This window comes from Martinezella sp. CNPSo 3957, from assembly GCF_057784395.1.
On the sequence record NZ_JBXSOU010000005.1, the window covers coordinates 91,083 to 114,644 of the forward strand.

General features: G+C 60.7%; 26 protein-coding genes and 1 tRNA gene. 14 read left to right on the forward strand and 13 right to left on the reverse strand.

The window, feature by feature from the left end; all coding sequences use genetic code 11:
* The first annotated feature begins 237 nt into the window (after positions 1-237).
* Positions 238-1,161, forward strand: a complete 924-nt coding sequence (locus tag AC13QE_RS14155) for a sulfite exporter TauE/SafE family protein (RefSeq protein WP_488484152.1) — start codon at positions 238-240, stop codon at positions 1,159-1,161.
* Positions 1,158-1,967, forward strand: a complete 810-nt coding sequence (locus tag AC13QE_RS14160) for a TIGR02186 family protein (RefSeq protein WP_488484153.1) — start codon at positions 1,158-1,160, stop codon at positions 1,965-1,967. The genes AC13QE_RS14155 and AC13QE_RS14160 overlap by 4 nt, the downstream gene beginning before the upstream one ends.
* Here AC13QE_RS14160 and AC13QE_RS14165 read toward each other — a convergent pair whose 3' ends face one another.
* Entirely contained in the window at positions 1,968-2,471 is a 504-nt protein-coding gene (locus AC13QE_RS14165; RefSeq protein ID WP_488484154.1) for a winged helix-turn-helix transcriptional regulator, read from the reverse strand. It lies immediately after the preceding gene.
* 110 nt (positions 2,472-2,581) lie between these two features.
* Between AC13QE_RS14165 and AC13QE_RS14170 the strand changes: the two genes are divergently transcribed.
* Complete coding sequence (locus tag AC13QE_RS14170; RefSeq protein WP_488484155.1) at positions 2,582-3,142, forward strand: dihydrofolate reductase family protein; 561 nt, start codon at positions 2,582-2,584, stop codon at positions 3,140-3,142.
* A gap of 100 nt (positions 3,143-3,242) precedes the next feature.
* Here AC13QE_RS14170 and pdeM read toward each other — a convergent pair whose 3' ends face one another.
* Positions 3,243-3,980 carry a ligase-associated DNA damage response endonuclease PdeM gene (pdeM, locus tag AC13QE_RS14175; protein WP_488484352.1) on the reverse strand — a complete coding sequence of 246 codons (738 nt, stop codon included), beginning with the start codon at positions 3,978-3,980 and terminating at the stop codon, positions 3,243-3,245.
* A gap of 41 nt (positions 3,981-4,021) precedes the next feature.
* Positions 4,022-6,532: a ligase-associated DNA damage response DEXH box helicase gene (locus tag AC13QE_RS14180; protein ID WP_488484156.1), complete on the reverse strand. Its 2,511-nt coding sequence runs from the start codon at positions 6,530-6,532 to the stop codon at positions 4,022-4,024.
* A 376-nt stretch (positions 6,533-6,908) separates the two neighbouring features.
* Between AC13QE_RS14180 and AC13QE_RS14185 the strand changes: the two genes are divergently transcribed.
* The gene (locus tag AC13QE_RS14185; RefSeq protein ID WP_488484157.1) at positions 6,909-7,412 is read left to right on the forward strand and encodes an RrF2 family transcriptional regulator; all 504 of its coding nucleotides are present in this window, start codon (positions 6,909-6,911) and stop codon (positions 7,410-7,412) included.
* A gap of 29 nt (positions 7,413-7,441) precedes the next feature.
* Complete coding sequence (locus AC13QE_RS14190) at positions 7,442-7,903, forward strand: carboxymuconolactone decarboxylase family protein (protein ID WP_015338745.1); 462 nt, start codon at positions 7,442-7,444, stop codon at positions 7,901-7,903.
* Positions 7,904-8,063: 160 nt separating this feature from the next.
* Here the strand turns inward: AC13QE_RS14190 and AC13QE_RS14195 are convergent, their stop codons facing one another.
* Complete coding sequence (locus tag AC13QE_RS14195; RefSeq protein WP_488484158.1) at positions 8,064-9,104, reverse strand: glutamine synthetase beta-grasp domain-containing protein; 1,041 nt, start codon at positions 9,102-9,104, stop codon at positions 8,064-8,066.
* Positions 9,105-9,547: 443 nt separating this feature from the next.
* Here AC13QE_RS14195 and AC13QE_RS14200 point away from each other — a divergent pair, with 443 nt between their 5' ends.
* The gene (locus tag AC13QE_RS14200) at positions 9,548-9,739 is read left to right on the forward strand and encodes a DUF2735 domain-containing protein (protein ID WP_015338743.1); all 192 of its coding nucleotides are present in this window, start codon (positions 9,548-9,550) and stop codon (positions 9,737-9,739) included.
* Between the two features lie 9 nt (positions 9,740-9,748).
* Here the strand turns inward: AC13QE_RS14200 and AC13QE_RS14205 are convergent, their stop codons facing one another.
* A complete protein-coding gene (locus AC13QE_RS14205; protein WP_488484159.1) occupies positions 9,749-10,384 on the reverse strand; it encodes a YitT family protein in 636 nt (211 codons plus the stop codon).
* Between the two features lie 107 nt (positions 10,385-10,491).
* Positions 10,492-11,436 carry a class I SAM-dependent DNA methyltransferase gene (locus AC13QE_RS14210; RefSeq protein ID WP_488484160.1) on the reverse strand — a complete coding sequence of 315 codons (945 nt, stop codon included), beginning with the start codon at positions 11,434-11,436 and terminating at the stop codon, positions 10,492-10,494.
* Between the two features lie 167 nt (positions 11,437-11,603).
* On the opposite strand from AC13QE_RS14210, the gene AC13QE_RS14215 reads away from it, so the two are divergent.
* Genes AC13QE_RS14215 through AC13QE_RS14225 form a run of 3 tightly spaced genes read left to right on the forward strand, consistent with a single transcriptional unit; the run spans position 11,604 to position 13,741 of the window.
* A complete protein-coding gene (locus AC13QE_RS14215) occupies positions 11,604-11,870 on the forward strand; it encodes a DUF6460 domain-containing protein (protein ID WP_047628163.1) in 267 nt (88 codons plus the stop codon).
* A 1-nt stretch (position 11,871) separates the two neighbouring features.
* Positions 11,872-12,375 carry a CAP domain-containing protein gene (locus AC13QE_RS14220; protein WP_488484161.1) on the forward strand — a complete coding sequence of 168 codons (504 nt, stop codon included), beginning with the start codon at positions 11,872-11,874 and terminating at the stop codon, positions 12,373-12,375.
* A gap of 16 nt (positions 12,376-12,391) precedes the next feature.
* Positions 12,392-13,741 carry an MATE family efflux transporter gene (locus AC13QE_RS14225; RefSeq protein ID WP_488484162.1) on the forward strand — a complete coding sequence of 450 codons (1,350 nt, stop codon included), beginning with the start codon at positions 12,392-12,394 and terminating at the stop codon, positions 13,739-13,741.
* Here AC13QE_RS14225 and AC13QE_RS14230 read toward each other — a convergent pair.
* Together AC13QE_RS14230 and AC13QE_RS14235 are read right to left on the reverse strand one after the other, a co-directional pair.
* Positions 13,717-14,805: a quinone-dependent dihydroorotate dehydrogenase gene (locus tag AC13QE_RS14230; protein ID WP_488484163.1), complete on the reverse strand. Its 1,089-nt coding sequence runs from the start codon at positions 14,803-14,805 to the stop codon at positions 13,717-13,719. The two genes, AC13QE_RS14225 and AC13QE_RS14230, sit on opposite strands and share 25 nt — an antisense overlap.
* Entirely contained in the window at positions 14,802-15,158 is a 357-nt protein-coding gene (locus AC13QE_RS14235; RefSeq protein ID WP_488484353.1) for a DUF952 domain-containing protein, read from the reverse strand. The genes AC13QE_RS14230 and AC13QE_RS14235 overlap by 4 nt, the downstream gene beginning before the upstream one ends.
* A gap of 105 nt (positions 15,159-15,263) precedes the next feature.
* Here AC13QE_RS14235 and AC13QE_RS14240 point away from each other — a divergent pair, with 105 nt between their 5' ends.
* The 4 genes from AC13QE_RS14240 (at position 15,264) to AC13QE_RS14255 (ending at position 18,310) form a co-directional block, all read left to right on the forward strand.
* On the forward strand, positions 15,264-15,692 hold the full coding sequence (locus tag AC13QE_RS14240) for a hypothetical protein (RefSeq protein WP_488484164.1): 429 nt from the start codon (positions 15,264-15,266) through the stop codon (positions 15,690-15,692).
* Positions 15,693-15,830: 138 nt separating this feature from the next.
* On the forward strand, positions 15,831-16,496 hold the full coding sequence (locus AC13QE_RS14245; protein WP_488484165.1) for a LexA family transcriptional regulator: 666 nt from the start codon (positions 15,831-15,833) through the stop codon (positions 16,494-16,496).
* Between the two features lie 15 nt (positions 16,497-16,511).
* The gene (locus AC13QE_RS14250; RefSeq protein WP_488484166.1) at positions 16,512-17,717 is read left to right on the forward strand and encodes a thermonuclease family protein; all 1,206 of its coding nucleotides are present in this window, start codon (positions 16,512-16,514) and stop codon (positions 17,715-17,717) included.
* A gap of 179 nt (positions 17,718-17,896) precedes the next feature.
* The gene (locus AC13QE_RS14255; protein ID WP_015338732.1) at positions 17,897-18,310 is read left to right on the forward strand and encodes a tellurite resistance TerB family protein; all 414 of its coding nucleotides are present in this window, start codon (positions 17,897-17,899) and stop codon (positions 18,308-18,310) included.
* Between the two features lie 54 nt (positions 18,311-18,364).
* Here AC13QE_RS14255 and AC13QE_RS14260 read toward each other — a convergent pair whose 3' ends face one another.
* From AC13QE_RS14260 to AC13QE_RS14270, 3 genes are all read right to left on the reverse strand, one after another.
* Positions 18,365-19,240, reverse strand: a complete 876-nt coding sequence (locus AC13QE_RS14260; RefSeq protein ID WP_488484167.1) for a transporter substrate-binding domain-containing protein — start codon at positions 19,238-19,240, stop codon at positions 18,365-18,367.
* A gap of 135 nt (positions 19,241-19,375) precedes the next feature.
* Positions 19,376-19,951, reverse strand: coding sequence for an acyltransferase (locus tag AC13QE_RS14265; protein WP_488484168.1), 576 nt, complete (start codon positions 19,949-19,951; stop codon positions 19,376-19,378).
* Positions 19,952-20,069: 118 nt separating this feature from the next.
* Complete coding sequence (locus AC13QE_RS14270; protein ID WP_488484169.1) at positions 20,070-21,296, reverse strand: MFS transporter; 1,227 nt, start codon at positions 21,294-21,296, stop codon at positions 20,070-20,072.
* 101 nt (positions 21,297-21,397) lie between these two features.
* Here AC13QE_RS14270 and AC13QE_RS14275 point away from each other — a divergent pair, with 101 nt between their 5' ends.
* Positions 21,398-22,306 (forward strand): LysR family transcriptional regulator, encoded by a 909-nt coding sequence (locus AC13QE_RS14275; protein ID WP_488484170.1) that lies wholly within the window; start codon positions 21,398-21,400, stop codon positions 22,304-22,306.
* Positions 22,307-22,312: 6 nt separating this feature from the next.
* On the opposite strand, the gene AC13QE_RS14280 is transcribed toward AC13QE_RS14275, so the two are convergent.
* Both AC13QE_RS14280 and AC13QE_RS14285 read right to left on the reverse strand, forming a co-directional pair.
* Positions 22,313-22,386 (reverse strand) — tRNA-Gly (locus tag AC13QE_RS14280).
* Positions 22,387-22,444: 58 nt separating this feature from the next.
* On the reverse strand, positions 22,445-23,539 hold the full coding sequence (locus AC13QE_RS14285) for a 2'-deoxycytidine 5'-triphosphate deaminase (protein ID WP_069611245.1): 1,095 nt from the start codon (positions 23,537-23,539) through the stop codon (positions 22,445-22,447).
* Positions 23,540-23,562: the final 23 nt, after the last annotated feature.

Below are 23,562 nucleotides of genomic sequence, written 5' to 3' on the forward strand. Positions count from 1 at the left end.
ACATGCCGGCGTCAGCACGCCGGCATTTTGTTTAGGACGCTCAAGGCTGCCGCCATTCCGCTATACAGCGTCACAGAAAAGTGGAAAAAGCCGGGTTAGGGTGCAATCCGGCCATTCGAAAACCGTGACAGCGCCGCCTTTCCTAAGGCTCTGGCAATGATTTCGGATTAGAATCCGCCGTTTAAGGGGAAATAGGCTTCGGTCACAGCGCCGAAAGCCTGCAAATGGGAACAAGGCGTGACGATCTATCTGCCGATTGCAGAATTGTCGGTGAATATTTTGATTATTCTCGGCATGGGGGCAGCCGTAGGGTTTCTTTCCGGCATGTTCGGCGTCGGCGGCGGTTTTCTCATCACGCCTCTTCTGATTTTCTACAATATCCCGCCTGTTGTTGCCGTCGCAACCGGTTCCAATCAGGTCGTCGCCTCCTCGGTTTCGGGAGCGCTCAGTCATTTCCGCCGCGGCTCGCTCGATCTGAAACTGGGCTCGATCCTGCTGGCCGGCGGCTTGGCGGGGGCGACCTTCGGCCTCTGGCTATTCGTGCTGTTGCGAAGGCTCGGCCAGATCGACCTGATCATCTCGCTGATCTACGTGATTCTTCTCGGCACGGTGGGCTCGTTGATGCTGTGGGAAAGCGTGCAGGCCATGCGCCGAGCCGCCGGCAAACTGCCGCCAGCAACCGGCAAGCCGCGCCATCACAACTGGGTGCAGCGGCTGCCGTTGAAACTGCGATTCAAGAAATCCAAGCTCTATCTCAGCGCCATTCCGGTCATCGGCCTCGGCTTCTTCGTCGGTATGCTGACGCCGATGGGTATCGGCGGCGGCTTCATCCTCGTGCCCGCCATGATCTATCTGCTGCGCGTGCCCACCAACGTCGTTGTCGGCACCTCGCTGTTCCAGGTCATTTTCGTGACGGCCTTCACGACAATCGTTCAGGCCGCGACGAACTATTCCGTCGATATCATTCTGGCCTTCCTCTTGATGGTGGCAGGCGTCATCGGCGCGCAATACGGCGTTCGCGTCGGCCAGAAACTGCGCGGCGAGCAACTGCGCGCGCTCCTTGGCCTGCTCGTCCTGGCCGTCGGCCTTCGCCTCGTCGTTACTCTCGTGGTGACGCCGGCTGACGTTTACTCCGTCATCATGGAAGGAGTGAGCCGATGAGAGGATTCGGACTGCTTCTTGCTACCGCATTGCTGCTCGCTCCGTTCACCACACAGGCGCAGGTGCTGCTCGATCAGCCGACGACCTCGACCACGGCGCGGGAGACGATGGAGATCGGCACCTCGACGAGCGAGATCGCCATTACCTCGGACTTCACCGGCGCCGATCTGACGATTTTCGGCGCGCTCTCCAATACCGATCAACTGCTTCTGGCGATCGGCCAATACGATATCGTCGTCGTGCTGGAGGGGCCGCGCGAGAATGCAACGGTTCGCCGGAAAGAGCGCGTCTTCGGCATATGGGTCAACACCCGCTCGATGACGTTCGAGCATGTGCCGGAAGCCTATTCGCTCTCCAGCACGCGCGCGGTCGACAACATCACCACACCGCTCGAACTCAGCGACCGCGGTATCGGCGTCGATCATATTCCGCTGACCCCGCTCGGCTTTGTCGGCAATGTCGGCGATGTTCCGGAATTCCGTAATGCCTTCCGGCGCCTGCAAAAGACGGGTGGGCTCTATGAAAGCGATCCCGCCGGCGTGCGCTTCGTCAGCTCCTCGCTCTTCAAGGCAACGCTCAGGGTTCCCGCCGACGTGCCGAACGGTGTGCATATGGTGCGTGCCTATCTCTTCAAGAGCGGTAAGTTCCTCAGTGAGAAATCGCTGCCGTTGCGGGTCATCAAGACGGGAATAGAGCAGACGATCACGGATGCGGCGCATCAGCGGCCGATCACCTATGGCATTTTTTCCGTGCTGCTGGCCCTCGTCACCGGCTGGAGCGCAAGTTTCATCTTCCGGAAGAACTGATCAGCCGGTTTTCCGGCGATTGGCGACTTCGAGATAGGCTTCGGTCAACCGACCAAGCACCGAGGGCGTGCCCGGAGGCAGCTCCTTGCCGAGATGCTTGGCACGCAGCTCGTCCATGAAATCATCCCAGAGCTCCTGGCCACCATCCTCCAGGAGCTCTGCCCGGATCGACAGCTCTTCCGACACCGGAAGATGCTTGCGGCCCCAGGCACCCATATGGGCAAAGAGCGGCACGAGGTCTATCGCCATTTCCGTCAGGCTGTAGATAGCTTTCTGCTTATGGCTCGGATCATCTTCGCGGGTCAACAAGCCGCGCTCCACCAGCCGCTTCAGCCGGTCCGCGAGGATATTGGAAGCAATCCCCTCCTGCGACTTCTGCAGCAGTTCACGAAAATGCCGGCGATTGCCGAACATGATGTCGCGGATGACGATCAGGCTCCAGCGGTCGCCGAGAATTTCCAGCGTCAGATTGATCGGGCAGCCAGAACGATGCAGCGCGTCCATGATGATCTCCAAAAACTACTTGCATTTTGCCATCAGTCTAGCTAGCTTGCAACTACTTGCTTTTAGCAACCAGTTTTGATTATGATGCAGTTATCACAATGGAGGAAGTGATGAGAAAGCTCGTTATCTGGAATCTTATGACGCTCGACGGCTATTTCGAGGGAACCAAGCCGTGGGACCTTGATTTTCATATGCTCGCCTGGGGCGATGAGCTGGAAAAGTATGCCGCCGAGCTCGGCAAGGAAGGCGATCTGTTGATCTTCGGCCGCAAGACCTATGAAGGCATGGCCGCCTATTGGCCGAGCGCGACGGAAGCGCCCGACATCGCCGCCTACATGAACGGCATCGCAAAGATTGCCGCCTCGCGGACGCTCGACAAAGCAGACTGGAACAACACCCGCGTCGTCGGCGACATCGTCGCTGAAGTGAAGAAGCTGAAGGAAGAACCAGGCAAGACCATGTTCGTCTTCGGCAGTGCTGAAGTGGCCGATCTATTGCTCAAGGCGGGGCTCGTGGATGAGCTCAGGATCTGCCTCGTTCCCGTCGTGCTTGGCGCCGGCAATCCGCACTTCAAACCGGCGGCCGAACAACGGCCGATGAAGCTCATCGATTCACGCCCGTTGAAGACCGGCGCGGTGATCCTGCGCTATGAGCCGGCGAGGGCGGCCTAGAGCTTTTTTTCGCTTTTCTTCGAATCGCGAAAACGCTCTATCTTCTTGTTTTTACGCAATTCCTGGCGGAAAACCGCTTCGCACTTTTCCTGGAATTGCTCTAAGCCGAGAGATTGCCGAAACGGACGGAATAGATGCGGTCGCGGCCGAGCAGGTGCGCAATCAGGCTCTCCCGCTCGAAAAGGCCGGCCATAGCCTTGTGGCGAAGATCGAGGCCGCCGGTCATCACGCCGAAGGCCGGCATCAGCAGGCGGGCACCATCCGTTGCAAAGCACGGGCGGCGCACCGATTTCTCCCGACGCCGAACGGTGGCGGAGGGGTGGAGATGGCCGGCGATTTCGCCAGCCTGCAGCCCGGCCTTTGGCTCATGACGGAACGTCAAGCCGCCATAATGCATCTCGTCGACCGAGTGCCCCGGCAGGTCGACCGTGCCGTCCGGATCATGATTGCCGTTGATCCAGATCCATTCGCGGCCGCGGGCCATGTTGACGATCAAGCGGCGAAATTCGTCCGGCAAGTGCTGCGAACCGACCCGATCGTGGAAATTGTCGCCCAGTGAAACGACGAGTTTCGGATCATAGCGCGAGATGACGGCGGAAAGAACAGTCAGCGTCGCCAGCGTATCGTATGGCGGCAGCATCATGCCTCGGCGGGCAAAGGCCGCGCCCTTTTCCAGATGCAGGTCGGAGACGACGAGAATGCCGGCATCCGGCAGATAGAGCGCGCCGAGCGGATCACAGACGGCGGCGACACCATGAATGACGGCCTCGACGCCCTTCGCACTGGTTGCGCCGTTGCCTTGAGCATTCATATCTCGCGCTAGCGCCAGGCGGTTCATCACTTTAACAATCTACCTTCGTCGTCTGCTTTGCAGCATCCCTATTCCATCGCCTCGCGGATCAGGTCATCGGCCGCTTCCGCAAGCAGGGAATCGTGCGCCTCGCCCGGCACCGGCACCTTGCCGATTTCCAGCATCACCGGCACGGCGAGCGGGGAAATATGGTCCAGCGCGCGATGGGTAATGTGGCCCTTGATTCGCTTCAGCATATCCGCAAGACGGCCAATATCCAAAAGTCCGGTCGCAGCATCCTGCCTCGTCGCTTGTAGCAGGATATGATCGGGCTCGTGGCTGCGAAGCACATCATAGATCAGATCAGCCGAAACCGTTACCTGCCGGCCGGTCTTTTCCTTGCCCGGATGCCGGCGCTCGATCAAGCCGGCAATCACGGCGCAATTGCGGAAGGTGCGCTTCAAAAGAAAGGATTCGTCGAGCCAGGCCTCGAGATCGTCGCCGAGCATATCCTCGTCGAAAAGATCGGAGAGGCTGAGGCGCCCGTTAGCGATCATCAGCCCCATATCCTCCAGACCCCAGATGCCGAGAGAATAATCGGTCGCGACGAAGCCCATAGGCTTAGCGCCGGCGCGCTCCAGCCTTCGGGTCAGCAGCATGCCGAGCGTCTGGTGCGCCAGCCTTCCCTCGAAAGGATAGGCAACCATGTAGGCGCGGCTGCCGCGCGGGAAAGTCTCGATCAGAAACTCATCGCGCTTCGGCAGCAGCGATTTCTCGTTTTGAATTTCCAGCCAGTCGCGCACCTGATCCGGCAGGCGGTGCCGCCGGTCGGGATCCGCAATCATCGCCCGCACCTGATCGGCGAGATAGGTCGAAAGCGGAAACTTGCCGCCGGCATAAGAGGGGATTTTTGGGTCCAGCGAGAAAGCCTGCGAGGCCAGGCATTCGCTTTCGCGGATGCCCTCGAAGCGCAGTACCTTGCCGGAAAACAGGAAAGTATCGCCGGGCGAGAGCTGCTCAACGAAATATTCCTCGACCTTGCCGAGCGGAGCGCCGCCTCTTCCAAGCGAGCCCAGCGCGTTGCGTTTCACCAGACGGATATTCAGCATCGCCTCTTCGACGATCGTGCCGAGGTTCAGACGATACTGCTGGGCGACCTGCGGATTGGAGACGCGCCAGCGGCCATCCGCCATCTTGCGGATGCGGGCATAGCGCTCGTAGGTTCTGAGCGCATAGCCGCCGGTGGCGACGAAATCGACGATGCGCTCGAAGGTCTCCCAGGAAAGCTCAGCATAGGGAGCGGCGCTCTGCACCTCGTCGTAAAGCTCCAGCATGTCGAAGGGTTCGGCGCAGGCCATGCCGAGCACATGCTGGGCGAGAACGTCGAGCGCTCCTGCGCCGATGGGCGGCGTGTCTTGGGCGCCCATATAGTTGGCATCAAGTGCTCCCTGGCACTCCATGACCTCGAAGCGGTTGGCCGGCACCAGGATCGCCTTGGAAGGTTCGTCCATGCGGTGGTTGGCGCGGCCGATGCGCTGGGCAAGGCGGCTTGCACCTTTCGGCGCACCGACATGGATGACAAGATCGACGTCGCCCCAGTCTATGCCGAGATCGAGCGTCGATGTGGCGACGACAGCGCGCAGCCGGTTTTCCGCCATGGCCGCCTCCACCTTGCGGCGCTGGCCGACATCGAGCGACCCGTGATGCAGGGCGATCGGCAGATTGTCGTCATTGGCCGACCACAGCTCCTGAAACAGCATTTCGGCCTGCGAGCGCGTGTTGACGAAGAGCAGCGTCGTGCGATGCGCCTTCAGCTCGCGATAGATATCGGGGATGGCATATTTGGCTGAGTGGCCGGACCAGGGGATGCGCTCTTCCGTCGCAAGGATCGAGATATCGGGCTTGGCGCCACCCTCGACAATGACGAGGCCGGCGTGGTGCTCTTCTTCCGGCCGCTGCGCCACCAGCCATTTCTGCAGGTCCATGGGGTCGGCGACCGTCGCTGAAAGGCCGATGGTCTGCACGCGCGGCGCCAGCTTGCGGATGCGGGCAAGGCCGAGCGACAGCATATGGCCGCGCTTGGAGGTGACAAGCGAATGCAGTTCGTCGAAGACGATGTACCTGAGGTCCTTGAAGAAGCGCTCGGCTTCGCGATTGGCGAGTAACAGCGCCACCTGCTCGGGCGTCGTCAGCAGAATATCGGGCGGATTGAGCTTTTGCCGCTGGCGCTTGCCGCTCGGCGTATCGCCCGTGCGGTTTTCGACCGTAACAGGCAGGCCCATTTCCGAAACGGGCTTCATCAGGTTGCGCTCGATATCGACCGCGAGCGCCTTCAGCGGCGAGATGTAGAGCGTGTGGATACCGGTAAAGGCCGAGCCGGGCGGAATCTTGCCGCGCCGGGTGAGGTCCGTCAGCGACGGCAGGAAACCGGCAAGGGTCTTGCCGGCGCCGGTGGGCGCAATCAGCAGCGTGCTTTCGCCCGCTTCGGCGCGGGCCAGCAGTTCCAGCTGATGGGCGCGCGGCTGCCAGCCCTTTTCCGCAAACCAGCGGGTGAAGGGGGCGGGCAAGGCAAGGAGGCGGTCGGCGTCGATCTGGTCCACGGGCTGAATGTAGTTGAAATGTGGAGGATAGGAAGCGGGGAGGCTCGTTGGCCTTGGCATTTTCGGAAAGTACGCACCCCCCTCTGTCCCTGTCGGGACATCTCCCCCACAAGGGGGGAGATCGATAATCCGTGGCACTTGCTTGCCACAAACAAACCTCGCCTCCGCCGGCACCAAAGCCTGATGCTGACCAAGATGCAGCGGCACACTCCAAACGATCTCCCCACTTGTGGGGGAGATGTCCCGACAGGGACAGAGGGGGGTATCGGGCGCGCGGCGGACTCCGAGCGCAGCTTGTACGTAGTCCCATTTCCCTGGCTCTTGACTCGCTTCATAATCATAGATAAAAAATACCCACGATTAGAAAGGCACGAAAATGAAGCTCGGAGACGGTGTCGAACAATCCATTCATTGCGTTGGCATGCTGGCTGGCCTTTCCGATGGCGGCGTGCTGTCAGCAGCAGCGCTTGCCGAATTTCACGGTGTCTCTGTCAGCTATCTTCTGAAGCATCTGCAGGCGCTTTCGGGTGCCGGCATCCTCGATACCGTGCCGGGACCGAAGGGCGGATACCGGCTGGCGCGCAAGCCGCAGGAGATCACCCTGCTCGATATCGTGCTGGCCGCCGAAGGCCCCGCCCCGGCGTTTCGCTGCGCTGAAATCCGCCAGCGCGGCCCGAACCCGCTCGAAGGGCGCTACTTCGCCAAGCCCTGCGGCATCAATGCCGCTATGCTGGCGGCCGAGCGCGTCTATAGGACCGAACTGGCAAAGACAACGATCGCCGACGTGCTGGCCGATCTCAGGCAGACGGACACGGACGGTGGCATAGCCGCGAGAGGCTGCGCCTTTCTCGAGCTGCATGAACGCAAGACCAGAAACTGAATCTCAATTTAAACCCAAGGAGAAGACCCATGCATCCGCGTTTCAACTTCGCCAAAGCCTCCCCCGACTCCTACAAGGCTGTCGTCGCGCTGGAAAACTTCGTCCAGAGCAGCGGCCTCGAGCGCCGCTTCATCCACCTGATCAAGCTCCGCGCCTCGCAGATCAATGGCTGCGCCTATTGCGTCGACATGCATGTGAAGGAAGCCCGCCATGATGGCTTGAGCGAACAGTGGATCAACCTGATGTGCGTCTGGTGGGAATCGCCCGTCTATGACGATCGCGAGCGTGCCCTGCTCCGCTGGGTCGATTCCGTCACCAAGATCGCTCAGACCGGCATTCCGGATGCCGATTTCGAGCCGCTGAAACAGCATTTCAGCGAAGAAGAGATCGTCAAGATCACCGTCGCGATCGGCACGATCAACATTTGGAACCGCCTCGCCGTCGGCTTCCGCTCGCAGCACCCGGTGGATGCGGCAAGCAAGGCTGCTTGACGAGATAGATGCGATTGCCGGAGAGTCTCCCCCCTCTGTCACGAAGTGACAGAGGGGGTGCCGCACAGGCAACGAGATCAAAAGCTGCGGCCAATCCTCAAATCATACCCTCAGATACAATTATGGCGCCGATCCAAAAGACCGGCGCCATATTCAATGCTTAGGCAGCAACCGAGCCGAAATCAGCTGTCGGAACTTCCGAGATGGTCTTCAGAACCTGCGAAGCGATCTGGTAGGGGTCGCCTTGCGAGTTCGGACGACGATCTTCGAGGTAGCCCTTGTAATCGTTCTTGATGAACGAGTGCGGAACGCGGATCGAGGCACCACGGTCGGCGACGCCATAGCTGAACTTGTTCCACGGAGCCGTTTCATGCTTGCCGGTCAGGCGCATGTGGTTGTCCGGGCCGTAGACAGCGATGTGGGCTTCGAGGTTCTTGTCGAACTGAGCCATGAGCGCTTCGAAATAGGCCTTGCCGCCGACTTCGCGCATGAACTTGGTCGAGAAGTTGCAGTGCATGCCCGAGCCGTTCCAATCGGTGTCGCCGAGCGGCTTGCAGTGGAACTCGATGTCGATGCCGTACTTTTCGCAAAGACGCAGCAGCAGGTAGCGAGCCATCCAGATCTGGTCGGCAGCCTTCTTGGAGCCCTTGCCGAAAATCTGGAATTCCCACTGGCCCTTGGCCACTTCGGCGTTGATGCCTTCGTGGTTGATGCCTGCTTCGAGGCAAAGGTCGAGGTGCTCTTCAACGATTTCGCGAGCGACATCGCCGACGTTCTTGTAGCCGACGCCGGTGTAGTACGGACCCTGCGGAGCCGGATAGCCCGCTTCCGGGAAGCCGAGCGGACGGCCGTCCTTATAGAAGAAATATTCCTGCTCGAAGCCGAACCATGCGTCTTCATCGTCGAGGATGGTCGCGCGGCTGTTGGACTCGTGCGGGGTGACGCCGTCGGGCATCATGACTTCGCACATGACGAGAGCGCCGTTGGTACGGGCCGGGTCCGGATAGATGGCGACGGGCTTCAGCACGCAATCAGAGCTGCGGCCTTCGGCCTGCATCGTCGACGAACCATCGAAGCCCCAAAGCGGAAGCTGCTCGAGCGTCGGAAATGCGTCGAATTCCTTGATCTGCGTTTTACCGCGCAGGTTCGGTACCGGGGTGTACCCGTCGAGCCAGATGTACTCGAGCTTATATTTCGTCATTACGCACCTCATAACAGTTAATCAGGCGAAGTAGGAAAACTTGCCCGGCGCGCCCGCCGGAAAATTCCTCACTACGAACGGCTGCCAAGAGAGATGCATGTGCCGTGCCAGATTGGTTCGACATCTGACTTGTGAGGCGAGATTTTTATGATTCAGCCGCGTTCGGGCAAGATTTCCCGGTGCCAAGCATCAGATTCTTTTCAAATCGCCGCCATGGTTCCAATCGAGCTGCCAAAGTGTCGCAGGCTCGACTGGCCCTAAAATGGATTGGAAAATCGGCAGATCAAAGAAGCGGCATCCGCTGCACTATCATCGAATTGCCTATAATTTCATCATTTAGCATTTTTTTTAAGCGGAATGGTGATATTTGCCTTCGGCTTTGCTATATATGAGTTGTCTCTTGAAGCGCGCCCGCTTGAACACCAAAAAGGGAGAGACAACGAATGGCAATCGGTACTCGGCACGAAACCGCAAAGATCTATCAGTTTCCCGTCACGGCCCGCCCCACGGCGCTCAGCCAGCGTCCGAAGGTGAACCTCACCCCGGATATCGGCCCGTCTATTGCGACGGCCGCATTCGACAGCTGGTATCACGAAGCCGCGATCGTCGAATCCGACGAGACCCGCAAGCAATAGATATAAGCTTTACAGCGCTATATAGCGGTCTGAGCGATGATTGATCGCCACGAAAAGGTTGAGGACAATTGCGCCGATGACGGAGCAGATGACCACTGGCGGCGTGGTCACGACAAAAGCGACCGCGAGCACGCATAGGTCGATTGCAAGCTGTACCAACCCTGCCCTGATGCCGAAACGCTCCTGCAGATAAATCCCCAGAATGCCGACGCCGCCGAGGCTTGCCCGATGGCGATAGAGTGCGAGCAGCCCGAAGCCGAGCAGAATGCCGCCGAGGAGCGCCGACCAAAGTGCATTGATATGTGCGACATTGAACAGCACCGGCTGCAGATTGGTCAGCAGCGAGGTCAGCGCGATGGCGATGAAGGTCTTGATGGTGAAGGCCGGGCCGAGCTGTTTCAGCGATAGATAGAAGAACGGCAGATTGACCACAAAGAAAGCTAGGCCGAAATTCACGCCGATTGCGTAATGCAGCAGGAAAGCGATGCCGGCAGTGCTGCCGGTCAAAAGGCCGGCGCTCGAAAGGCAGAACAGCCCCAGCGACGAAATCAGGCTGCCGGAGACGATACCCTGAACATCCTCAATCCACGAATGCCGGGTCGCGGACGTCTTCCAGACGCCAAATGCGCTCTTTGCGTTTGCCATGTGCTTTCCCCTGGGTTTCCAGGCTTTTTGCTGGAAGCTTAGGCGACAATCAAGCAAAAATACGTAAGCAATACTGACCTATTTTAAATTCGCAAGATTCGAAATCATCAAGCCGATTTCCGGGTAATGAACAGAATGCCGTGGACCGGTTTTCCGCCATCCATGCGAATGATGCTGCGGGTGAGATCCAGCACCGTAAAGCCGTGACCGGCCAATATTTCCCGAACATAGGCTTCGGAGTGCGCAAATCGGAGAGAATCGCGTAGCACATAGCCATCTGCCTGCTGCGCATCCTCGACGGAAAAGGCGAAGATCGCTCCACCGACCGAAAGCTTGCAGACGATCGCCATCACACCTTGCAGATCGCCGAGATACATCAGCACGTCGGCCGCAGTGACCAGATCGGCCCGGCTGACGGCAAGCTCGCCATCGAAAACGCCCGAGAGATCCGGTGCCAGCGACAGATCGGCCTGGCCGAGATGATCGTAGACGTGCTTTTCCGCCGCCTTGGCGAGCATGCCCTTCGACAGGTCGTAGCCCTCCAGCCGATCGACGCGAGCACGGATTTCCGGCCCGAGCAGGCCCGTGCCACAGCCGAGATCGACCGCGAGGCGGAAATGTTTCGCGATGTCGACGGTTTCGGCAATCAGGGCAGCAAGCTTGCCGGGCACGCTATATCCGAGCTTCTCGACCAGCGAGGTTTCGAAGCGGTCGGCATAGTCGTCGAACAGCCGCTCTACATAGAGGCTCGGCGGCCGGTCCGGCACATCGGCACCGCCAAGCACCGCAAGCTTCAGGCGGGCGCCGAAGACATCCCCCTCATCGAGCGTCAGCACCTCGTTCAACGCCGCGATCGCGCCTGATGCATCGCCGGCCTTCTCGCGATAGGTTGCGAGCGAGAACCAGCCAGCCGCCCAGCGCGGCGCCAGCTCCAGCGCCTGCTCCATTAGCTCGGCAGCGCTGGCGGGTTCGCCGCTCTCGGCAAGCATCTTCGCATAGTCTGCGCGGCGGTCGGCAATGACATCGCCGGAGGAAAGCTGGCTGGGCAGCATGGGTTTCATCCTGTTTGACGCTTGCCTTTGAATGCGGCCATAAAAAAACTCAAGTCCTATTTCAGGCAGACGCTGGTTTACGGTGTAAGCTGGGGCAAAAGTGCTTGCGAGTCGCAAGCGCCGGCCCTATCTCAACACCGACCGACTGCCATTATGGAGACGTCAGTATGTCCGATCAGGTGAACAGATTCCTTGGCGACTCGCCAGGTAGAACGCTGGTGAAGCTCGTCATCGTGTCGCTCGTCGTCGGCTTCGTAATGAAGTTCTTCGGCTGGCGGCCACTCGACTTCCTCTATGGCGTCCGCCGCTTCCTGCTCGATCTCTGGCACAGCGGCTTCGCTGCGCTTGGCGAGTTCGGCGACTATGTGCTGCTCGGCGCATCCATCGTCATTCCGATCTTCATCATACTTCGTTTGTTCAATTACCGCAGCTGACATGACCTCCCAGACCCTGACCTTAACGCGCCGCGATACGCTGCGCCTCGCGGCTCTTGCGCTTACCGCATCCGTTGCGAGCTGCGCCACGCCGCCCGCCCGCGTTTCCAATATCCCCGCGAGCGACCAGACCGCCTCCGCCCTGCCGCTCGTCAATGCACTGCGCGCCAAGAATGGCCTGCCACCGCTGAAGGTCGACGCGGCCGCCAGTGCCGCTGCAGTCTATCAGGCTAGGCGGATGGCGGATGCCGGCAAGATGGAGCATCTGATCGGTCTCGGCGACGATTTCGGCAAGCGGGTCAAGACAAGCGGCGTCAAGCTGCCCGCGGCAGAAAACATTGCCGAGGGCCAGCGCGACGTGAGCGCTGCAGTGACGGCCTGGATCAACTCGCCGAAGCATTTGCACAACATGCTCGGCAAATATGACGGGCTTGGTGTCGCTCTGGCCTACAACCCCTCTTCCGGCGACAGGCCCTATTGGTCCATGGTGCTGTCCTCGAACTGAGGAGGCGTAACGCAGCATGGATATTCAGCAGAGGAGCGTAAGGGTCCTCCCCTTTGACGTGACGCATCGGCTGGTGCTGTCGATCGCGATTCCCATGACGCTCGGCTTCATGACCACGCCACTCCTCGGCCTTGTCGATACCGCCGTCGTCGGCCATATGGGGCAGCCCGACGCGCTGGCGGGGCTTGCGATCGGCGCCGTGCTGTTCGATCTCCTTTTCTCAAGCTTCAACTTCCTGCGCGCTTCGACGACAGGGCTGACCGCGCAAGCCTATGGCCGTCACGACCGGCACGAACAGCAGGCCGTCTTCTGGCGAGCGCTGATATCGGCGCTTACATCAGGCATCCTGATTGTGCTTTTGTCGCCTATTCTCCTTTGGCTCGGCCTCAAGCTGATGGGGCCGGAAGGTGGCATCGCGGATGCGACGCGCACCTATTTCTCCATCCGCATGCTCTCCGGCCCGGCAGCGCTTGCCAATTACGCCCTACTCGGCTTCGTGCTTGGCCGCGGCCAAGGCCGCATCGGGCTCTTGCTGCAGACCGTCATCAACGGCGTCAACATCGTGCTCGCCATTCTGCTCGGGCTCTATCTTGGCTGGGGTGTGGCCGGTGTTGCCTGGGGTACCCTGATCGGCGAGGCGAGCGGCATGCTGCTCGGGCTTTTCATCGTGCTGCGCAGCTTTGCCGGCGAGGAGCGGCCGCCTCGCGCGGAACTGCTTTCCCGCGCCAAACTTACCCAACTCTTCGCGCTCAACCGCGATATCCTGATCCGCACCTTCGTTCTGATCGGCGCCTTCACGCTGATGACGCGCATCGGCAACAGTTTTGGTGCGGTCATGCTCGCCGCCAATGCCGTACTGATGAACTTTTTCCTGCTGTCAGGCTATTATCTCGACGGGCTGGCAAACGCGGCGGAACAGATCACCGGCCGCTCGATCGGCGCCAATTACCGGCCGGCCTTCGAGCGCGGCTTGAAGCTGACCGCGCTCTGGTCCTTCGGGTTGGCGCTTGCCGCCGCAATTTTCTTCTTTACCGTCGGGCCGGCGCTGATCCGGCTGCTGACGACCTCGGAGGAGGTTCGCGCAGCAGCCGGAACCTATCTGCCCTGGGCGGCGATCACGGGCCTGACCGGGGCGCTCGCCTTCCTGATGGACGGGGTCTTCATCGGCGCTACATGGTCACGCGAGATGCGCAACAAGATGCTGCTCTCCTTCGGCGGCTATCTCATAGCGCTCGCCATCCTCGTGCCAACGCTCGGCAATCACGGCCTATGGATGGCCATGAATGCCTTCCTGCTGTTTCGTGGCATCTTCCTGGCCATGGGCCTGAAGAAGCGGGCGGATCAGACGTTCCGGTTCGCCCAGTAATCCAGCTTGGCGTCGCGCAGGTCGCGGATCGAACCGGCATGCTCGCGGTCGAGCAGCTTCGACAGGCCGGTGACGACCTGTGCCGGCAGGCCGGGGCCTTCGTAGACCATGCAGGAATAGAGCTGCACGAGATCGGCTCCGGCCTTGATCTTCTCCAGTGCAGTCTCCGCTGAGGATACGCCGCCAACGCCGATAATCGGCAGCGCGGCACCCACGTGGCGGCGCATCTTGGCCAATACGATGGTTGATTTTTCGAAGACCGGCTTGCCGGAAAGACCGCCGGACTCCTTGGCCTGGCGCTGATCCTTCAACCCATCGCGCGATAGCGTGGTGTTGGAGACGATCAGACCATCAAGCGCGTGAGATAAAGCTTCGGCGGCGATATCGTCCATGCCTTCCTCGGTCAGATCCGGAGCGATCTTGAGAAAGACGGGAATGCGCTTGCCGGCCTTTGCCGCTTCCTCGTCGCGGGCGGCAAGCACGGCCGACAGCAGGGCCGACAGGCTTTCGCGCGCCTGCAGATCGCGCAGGCCCGGCGTATTCGGCGAGGAGATATTAGCGGTGAAATAGCGCGCCACGGAGTAGAAGCGGCGGATGCCGGCGACATAATCGGCGATGCGGTCGGCGCTATCCTTGTTGGCGCCGATGTTGATACCGATGATGCCATTGCCGCGGATGGTTTTGAGGCGCTGAAACGCTGCCTCATGGCCCTCATTGTTGAAGCCGAGGCGGTTGATGACGCCTTCGTCTTCGACCAGGCGGAAGATGCGCGGACGTGGGTTGCCCGACTGCGCCTTCGGCGTCACCGTGCCGATCTCGGTAAAGCCGAAACCGAGCTTCAGCAATGCCTCCGGCACCTCGGCATTCTTGTCATAACCGGCAGCCATGCCGATGGGGTTGGCAAAGTCGAGCCCGGCCACGGTCTGGCGCAGGCGAGGATCGGCGTTGATACGGCAGGCCGGAACCAGCCCCGATTTCAACGCCGCTATCGACATGCTGTGGGCGGTTTCCGGATCGAGCAGGAACAAGCCGCGCCGGCCGAGATCGCGAAAGGCGCCAATCATTCCGCCATCTCCGGAAATACGTGGGCACCGTCATCGCCGATCGGCAGCGGCTTTTCCCAGAGCACGGCCGAAAGCGGCAGTGGCGCATAGAGATGCGGGAAGAGATCGCCGCCGCGCGAGGGTTCGAAAACCAGCTTCTCGCCAAGCGCATCGCCATCGATCGCGACGAGCAGCAGCCCGGTCTGATCTGCGAAATAGAGTTCGGCGGTTTTCTTTGCCTGCTTCGCGGTGGAGAGATGAATGTAGCCGTCGGTCAGATCGATCGCCGCGCCATGAAAAACGCCGGTTTGTCTGGCTTGCTGCCAGAGCGTATCCGGCACGATCTTGTAAACCACTGGCATGGCGATCATCATCCCTCTGTAAAGCTGTGCTGATAGGGCTTTGCACGAAAACATCAGCCGATGTCCACGGTTTCCGTGATGGATTTGGGGTTTAACGCAGAAAATCCGGAGGATGACATGACGAAGGAACTGAAAATCGGCCTTGCGGCCATGCTTCTGCCCGCTGCTTTTCTTCTCTCCACACCGGCTTTGTCGGCCGAACCGGATGCGGAACGCTTCCAGCTGGAGCGCAGCGGCGATCACTTCATCCGGCTCGACAAGCAGACCGGCGCGATGTCGATCTGCCAGGATCAGGCCGGCAATCTCGTCTGCCGCATGGCCGCCGACGAGCGCACGGCCTACGACGATGAGCTGGATCGCTTGGCGGACCGCGTGACGAAGCTGGAAAAAACCGTTGCCGCAAACAAGGGCTCAAGCCTGCCCGACGATGCCGAGATCGACCGCACGCTCGGCATCATGCAGAAATTCATGCGCGGCTTCATGGGCATGGCGAAGGAATTCCAGAACGAGCAGCCGGATGTCAAGCCGCAGCCACAGAAGACCTGACGCCGAAAAAGGCGCCGCCGCGAAAGCACGGGGATAAAGGACCCTATTCCTATGCCGGTCTTTACTCGCCAAAATGCCTCGGTTAACCTTTTCTAAAGAGCAGAGCGCCGGGCGAGCCGGCGCGGATACCGAGCGGCGATGCTGTCACACGAGCAGATATGGGGTGCGATCGACCGGCTTGCGGAGCGGCATGCCTTGACCCCTTCCGGCCTTGCCCGCCGTGCCGGACTTGACGCTACCTCCTTCAACAAATCGAAGCGGCTTAGCCAGGACGGACGTCTCCGCTGGCCCTCGACGGAATCGATCGCCAAGATCCTGGATGCGACCGGAGCAAGCCTGGAACAATTCCTGAGCTTTATCCGCCCGGCCGAGCCACCGACCGCAGCACTTGCGAACGGATTCCTGCCCTCCGGCACCTCCATCCCGCTGATCGGCTTCGCCCAGGCGGGGGCTGGCGGCTTCTTCGATGATGGTGGCTTTCCCGCCGGACAGGGCTGGGACATGGTGGACTTTCCGGTTGCGGCCGCACAAAGGGCCGGCGTCTATGCGCTGGAGGTGCAGGGCGAAAGCATGTTGCCGCTTTACCGCGACGGGGATATTCTGATCGTCGAGCCGGGAGCCCAGATCAGAAAGAACGACCGCGTCGTCGTGAAGACCCGAGAGGGCGAAGTCATGGCCAAGGTCCTGCTGCGGCAGAGCGCCAAGTCGATCGAGCTTTTGTCGCTCAATCCGGAACACCCCAACCGCAGCTTCGATCTTGCGGATGTGGAATGGATTGCCCGGATCATATGGGCCAGCCAATAGGAAAGTATTCTCGTTATGCGTCGTGATATTTGGCTCGTAGGTGTGGCAGGCGCGGTCGTGGGTTCTTCGTTGACCCTGGTCGCGGTACAGTTCGCGGGGCATGGCTTCGATCTGCACGGCCGTGGCAACACGACTGCAGACAACAAGCCAGCCGCGACGACGCAGAGCGACACCGCCAAGGCCGAAACCACGCTGCCAAAGGCTATCGAGGCGCCCAAGCCTGCCGAAGCCACGAAGGATAAGGCAACGATCCTGGCGACCGCCTCCCCTTCGACAAGCAGCTCCGACAGCAGCCCCGAGCTATCCGCCACCGTCATGGCGGCGGCTGCCGCGGCGGGTGCCGGCGACGATGCGAAGGTCGAGGAAACCAAGATAGCGGCGGAGCCGGTGAAGCAACAGGACATTAAGGTTCCTACCGATCCCGCGCGCTCCAACGACGTGTCGACGAAGCCAGAGGAAGCACAAGCATCGCCGCCCGCAGCAGATACCGTGAACGGCAAGGGCGCTGCCGCCCCTGCATCGCAGCCAAATGAGGCCAAGCCGGACAAGACGGCTGTTACTTCATCGGACACGGCATCTTCCGGTGAAGCCAAGGCCGATCCTGCTCCGGACAACCGGATACCAGCCGATCAGATCGATAGGCAAACGGCGGCGGCCGAACATCGAACCCTATCGCCGGTATCGCCGCAGCAGCAGGCTCAGCCCATGCCTCAGTCTGAACCTCAGCCTCAATCCGAACAGGCAGCGACTGATCCCGCATCCAAGCCGCCGGAGCAGACGACGACGATCGAACTCGTCCGTCCCTTCTCTGATCAGGCTGGTATATTGACTATCGGCGGTAGAAGCGTGCAGCTCACCGGTATCATTCCGACCGATGTCGACCGGATGTGTACCGGCCCGAGCGGAAAGGACTGGCCCTGCGGCCAGGCAGCACGCACGGCATTCCGCATGTATTTGCGCGGACGCTCCATCGATTGCGACGTGCCCGATGCCAATTGGAAAGGCACGGCCAAGGGCGCCTGCCGCTATGTCCGGGTCGATCTCAGCGCCTGGCTGGTCCGCTTCGGCTGGGCCGATCCGGAGCCGGGTTCGCCGCTCGCGGCTCTCGTCGATGAAGCCAGGGAAAAGAAGCGCGGCATCTACGGCGACGACCCACGCAAGGGCGGAAAATCGACGCTTGCACCGCCTCCGGTCAAAGAAGACCCGCTCAATCCCATCTGACGCCTTGCTTCCGCCACTACAGCGCTGTGCGTCATATATGACGCGCGGGCGCTGTAGCACTTTTAATCGGCTGTATAATTTTGTCCTTAAATCGGTACCGATTTAAGGAATTATGCAGTAGCTTTTGCCATGAGATACGCGACTTTTCAGTCTGCCAAATTCAAAGGACTTCGCCTGTCATGAACAAGCCGCTTTCTGCTCACGAGGCCCTGATCTACGTTATGGTACTGGCCTCGGCCGTCGACCGCACGATGAACGATCGGGAACTCAGCCGCATCGGAGAGCTCATTCACGCCCTGCCGGTCTTCAAGGGGTTCGACGACGAGAAGCTGATTTCCGTGTCCCGCGATTGCGCCAAGCTGCTTTCGAACAATGAGGGATTGGACATCGTGCTCGAAACCGTGCGCGATACGCTTCCCGCACGTCTGTACGACACGGCCTATGCGCTCGCCGTCGAAGTCGCTTCGGCCGACCTGTCGGTCAAGGCCGAAGAGCTACGCCTGCTCAGCCTGCTCCGCGACCGTCTCGGCCTCGACAAGCTGACCTGTGCGGCCATCGAGCGCAGCGCCATCGCCCGCTATCGCAAGGCCTGAGGCATTACGCCTTCCGGGCGGAAAACCGCTGCGCGGTTTCCTGAAATTGCTGAATCAGTAAAGCCCGTAAGGGAAATAGCGCAGATAGATTTCCTGCAGCCTGCCATCCCGTGAGAGGGTGGCAAGCGCATGGTTGATGGCGGCCGTCAGATCGGCATCCTGCTGGCGCAGCATGATGGTCATGCCTTCGCCGAGAAATTGCTGCGACAGGTAGGGGCCGTCAAAAAGGGCGCAGCATTTTTCCGCCGCCGGCGACGAGACCCAGAAGGAAAGCTGCAGGCCATCGGCAAATGCCGCATCGACCTTGCCGTCCTTGACGGCGGCCAGAAGCCCGTCCTTGTCATCGAAGGGCACCGGCTTGATCGCCGGGAAGTAGGCCGCCAGCATCGCGGCGTGTACCGTTCCCTTGACGACGCCGACCGGATGTCCCGACAGCGAGGCGGCGGTCGTGCCGCTGATCGATGCCTTGAGATTGCGCACGAAGCGGGCCGGCAACATCAGGAAAGGCCGTGAAAAGGCGAAAGTCTTGCGCAGCTCGGGCGTAACCGCCACGCCGGCGATGATGGCATCGCCTTGCGAAGCGGCAAGTGCACCCTGCAATTCGCCGAACGGCAAGGCCTGGATCTGGCATTTGTCCGATATTGCCAGCTCATCGCAGATCTTGCGCGCCAGCTCGACATGGAAGCCGGTGAGCTTGCCGTTCTGATCGAGGAAGTTGAAGGGCGGAAAGTCGATCGACGTCAGGAAGCGCAGCCTGACCAGTGAGGACAGATCCGGCTTCGGCAGGCGCTCACGCGCATCGAACAGGATCGGCAGGCTCTGCGGCTTCGTCTCCTGAGCGGCAACCGGCACGGTGCAGGATAGAGCGATCAAGGCCGCGAGCGTCAGGTGCCGGGCGACTGACATGGTCGACGAAAGGCAAACACGCATGGTCTGGATACGGCCTCCGGTCGTGGATGCACATTCTGATTCACGAATCCGATGTAGCAGAGACAGGTCGCAGGGGGAATATCGCGCGATTAATGAAGACCGAAACGGCGCCGGGATGGGTGGCGTTGGAGCCTTTTACTTTTTCGGCAGAATGAGCCGTTCAATCTTTCCCGACCGGCTGCCTTCAGCTTCTCCGCGCCGCTTCAACAGTCTCGCCGGAGCGCCGACATAGATGCCGTAAGGCTTGGTCCGGCCCTTGACGACGGCGTTGGCGCCGATAACGCATCCCTTGGCGATATGGGAGCCACCGAGGATCTTGGCGCCCGCCCCTATCCAGACATCGTCCTCAATGACGATCGGCTTCTTCGTCACGCCCTGAAGGCGGATCGGCTGCGAGATGTCATCGAAATTGTGATCGAAGGAGACGATCATTGCATGGGCAGCGATGCGCACATCATTGCCAATCACAATCCCGCCGCGGCCGAGCAGAATGCTGTAGTCGTTGAAGGAGACATGATTGCCGATTTCGATGCTGCCTTCTTGCGCATCGATGATGACGCCCTTGCGGAAATGCACTCTTTCCCCGATGCGGACATCGCCCCGCTTCCAGATGATTTTGGTGCCGAGAGGTACTTTGGTGCTGCGGGCAATCTTCAGCGCACCGCTTCGAAAGAGTGCTCTCAACCTGTAAAACCATGCAATGCCACGCATTTCGACGCTCCTGACAAGGAGCGCCCGTTCTTACATGCTTGTCTGACGCCCGCCTGAATGCGCTACAGATGGCGATGCGGCAGTGCATTCACAAGTGCTGTCCCGTTGCCTGCACTGTTCAGATGCGCGCGGCAAGGCCTGTGATCAACGCAATCACGCCGAAGCCCGCGGCCCCTGCACAGACGGCAACCCAACCGCCGAAATCCCAGGCGGTTCCGGCAAGAGCCGATCCCAGCGCGCCGCCGAGAAAGAATATGCCGACAAAGAGACCGTTGATGCGGCCGCGGGCTTCCGGCTTCAGGAGATTGACGGCGCGACGACCCAGGGTCTGATCGCCGGTGACGCCGACATCGAGCAAGACCGCGCTGACGCCCAGAAGGATCAATAGCGCCACAGAGTCACCAGACCGTATTCCACCCACCCAGGCAGCCAGCGCCATAGCGGCAAGCACGATCAGATGCGACGCCAATGTCGCCGTCCGTGTCCAGCCCCTGTCGCCCATGCGGCCGAAGACAGAGGTCGCCGCAGCTCCGCCGGCACCCACAAGGGCAAACAGCGCGATGCCGGACTGGCCGAGTGAAAATGGCGGCTGCGCCAGACGCAGGGCAACGGATGTCCAGAACAGGCTGAAGCTCGCCATCATCAAGGCTGCAGTGAAGGCACGCAGCCGCAGCACCGGCTCCTCCCGCAGGAGCCCGAAGAGCGAACCGATCAAGGCCCCGTAACTCGCGTTGATCAGAGGGCGCCGCTCCGGCAGGCGCAGGGCAAGCACGGCGGCGAGCAGTGCAAGCGTTGCGGCGCTCAGGGCATAGAAACTTCTCCAGCCCCAAAAGTCGGCAATCAGGCTCGCCAGAGGGCGTGAGACAAGAATGCCGACCATGACGCCGCTCATGACATTGCCGATAACCTGGCCACGATGTTCAGGCGGCGCCATGGCAGCGGCGATCGGCACGAGGATCTGGATGGCAGAGCAGGCCGCTCCCAGCAGGAAGAGGAAGATCAGAAGGCTCCAGCCCGTCGGTGCGAAGGCGGCGGCAATAGCCATGACCAGAGCGGAGAGAAGCATGCGTAGCACGAGCTGCCGATTTTCCATGAGATCCGCCAGCGGCACCAGGAAAAACAGGCCGGCGGCATAGCCGAGCAGCGAGGCCATAGCCACCAGGCCGGCACCGCTTTCGGAAAAGCCGAGCGACGGGCCGATGATGCCGACCAGCGTCTGCGGCGCGAAGAGATTGAGGATGATGACGCCGGTGGCGATGGCGAACAACAAGGTCGAAGGAGCGGCCGCCGTTGTGGAAACCTCTCCCTCCGGCTCGCTCGTCATGCGTTCGGGGACTTGCGACATGAGCTCTCCAATAATCTTTGATAATAAAGATAGCCATGTTTATCGCTTTGTCGCATAATGCAGCAATTGAAATGAACTAATAATGATTATGCGAGTTCGGCATGAACATTCATGATCTGGAAGCCTTCGTCGCCGTGGTGGAGACGGGTTCGATCGTTGCCGCCTCGGCGCGCATCAACCTGACCCAGCCCGGCATCACCCGACGCATACAGAACCTGGAAGACAGCCTCGGCATCGCCTTGCTCGACCGGCAGTCAAAGCCCCTACGGCCGACCGCGGCAGGCCGCGAGGCCTATGAGCATGGACGCCGCGTGCTGCGCTCGCTGGACGATCTCAAGGCCGGCGTTTCGCCCGGCGGCGCGATCGGCGGCGAATTCCGTCTCGGGATCATGCCCTATCTCTCCGAGGCGGCCTTATCCGCTCCACTTGATGAATTGCGCAGCCAGTTTCCGCAATTGACGCTGCGCATCGTCACCGGCTGGTCGCCGCAGCTGATCGAGCAAGTCGCTCATAGTCAGCTCGATGCGGCAACCGTCTGCCTGGCGGAGGGGTTGCAGCCGCCCGACAATGTCATCGGCGAGATGCTTGGAGTCCATGCCGTCATTCTCGTCGCAGCACCGTCGCTTGGCGTCCCTAAGCAACCGAGGCTCGAAGATCTTTCCCGTTTTCCCTGGATCATGAACCAGAGCGGCTGCGGCTTCCGCGCCTTCATTCAGCATCGCTTCGAAGCCGAACGGCTGCCCTTCGATGTCGGGGTCGAGGCCATGAGCGCCGATCTGCGCATGTCGCTGGTTGCGCGCGGGCTCGGCATTGGCGTCCTGACGCCGGCGGCATTGGCGCACAGCCGCTGGCGCGATTTGGTCGAAATCGTCGAGGCACCGGATTTCAGCCCGAAAGTCGTCAACTGGCTGGTGCATCGACCGCCGGCCGGGCGGCTGGCGCGGCCGATCGAAACCTTTGGAGATGCGCTAAAGGAAGCGCTGAAATCGAAGAGACCGCTTCTGGCGTGAAGATTATGGAGCGGGTGAAGGGAATCGAACCCTCGTATTCAGCTTGGGAAGCTGCTGCTCTACCATTGAGCTACACCCGCCTGACACCCTGAGATGTCCAACAGTTGGCGGCCTCTGTCAAGGCCGCCAAAGTGTCGATCACAGCCGGAAGTGCTTCGAGAGCTTCAGGCCCTGTGCCTGATAGTTCGAGCCGAGGCCGGAGCCGTAGAGGCTGCTCGGCTGTTCCAGCATATGTTCGTAGATCAGGCGGCCGACGATCTGGCCGTCTTCCAGAATGAAGGGTACTTCGTGGCTGCGCACTTCCAGCACGGCGCGGCTGCCGCGGCCGCCGGCCGGCGCATGGCCGAAGCCCGGATCGAAGAAGCCGGCATAGTGGACGCGGAATTCGCCGACCAGCGGATCGAACGGCGTCATCTCGGCGGCGAAGTGCGGGGGAACATGCACCGCCTCGCGCGAAACGAGGATGTAGAACTCGTCGGGATCGAGGATCAGCTCGGTACGGCCGCGGCTATAGAGCGGCTCCCAGAAATCGAAAATATCGTGCTGGGCTTTCTTGTCGACATCGACGACGGCCGTGTGATGCTTGCCGCGATAGCCGATCAGCCCTTCCTTGTCGCCGGCAAGGTCGATCGACAGAGCGATGCCGCCGCCGGTGATGTTCGGCTTCTTGCTGGCAACCAGTGTTTCGCTCTCGTGCAGCGCCAGCAATTCCGGCTCGGTGAGCAGGGCCTGGCCGACGCGGAAGCGGATCTGCGACAGGCGCGAGCCGCGGCGCACGACGATCGGGAAGGTGCGCGGGCTGATTTCGAGATAGAGCGGGCCGGAATAGCCGGCTGGGATCTTGTCGAATTCCTGCGCCCGGTCGGTGATGACGCGGGTGAAGATGTCGAGACGGCCGGTCGAGCTCTTCGGGTTGGCCGATGCGGACATATCTTCGGGCAGGTCGAGGCGCTCCATCAACGGCACGATATAGACGCAGCCGGTTTCCAGCACCGCGCCTTCCGAGAGATCGACGACATGCAGCTTCAGCCGGTCGAGCTTGTCGGCGACCAGATGCGACGGGCCGGGCATGAAGCTGGCGCGAACGCGGAAAGCATGCGAACCGAGCCTGAGGTCGAGGCTTGCCGGCTGGATCTGATCGACGTCCAGTTCTCTCTCGCTCGTCAGCCGCCCTGTTTCAAACAGCGCTGCAATGGCCCGGTCGGCCAGAATTCCAGTATTGCGAGCCATCATGCTTCTCTCATAATTTGCCGCAG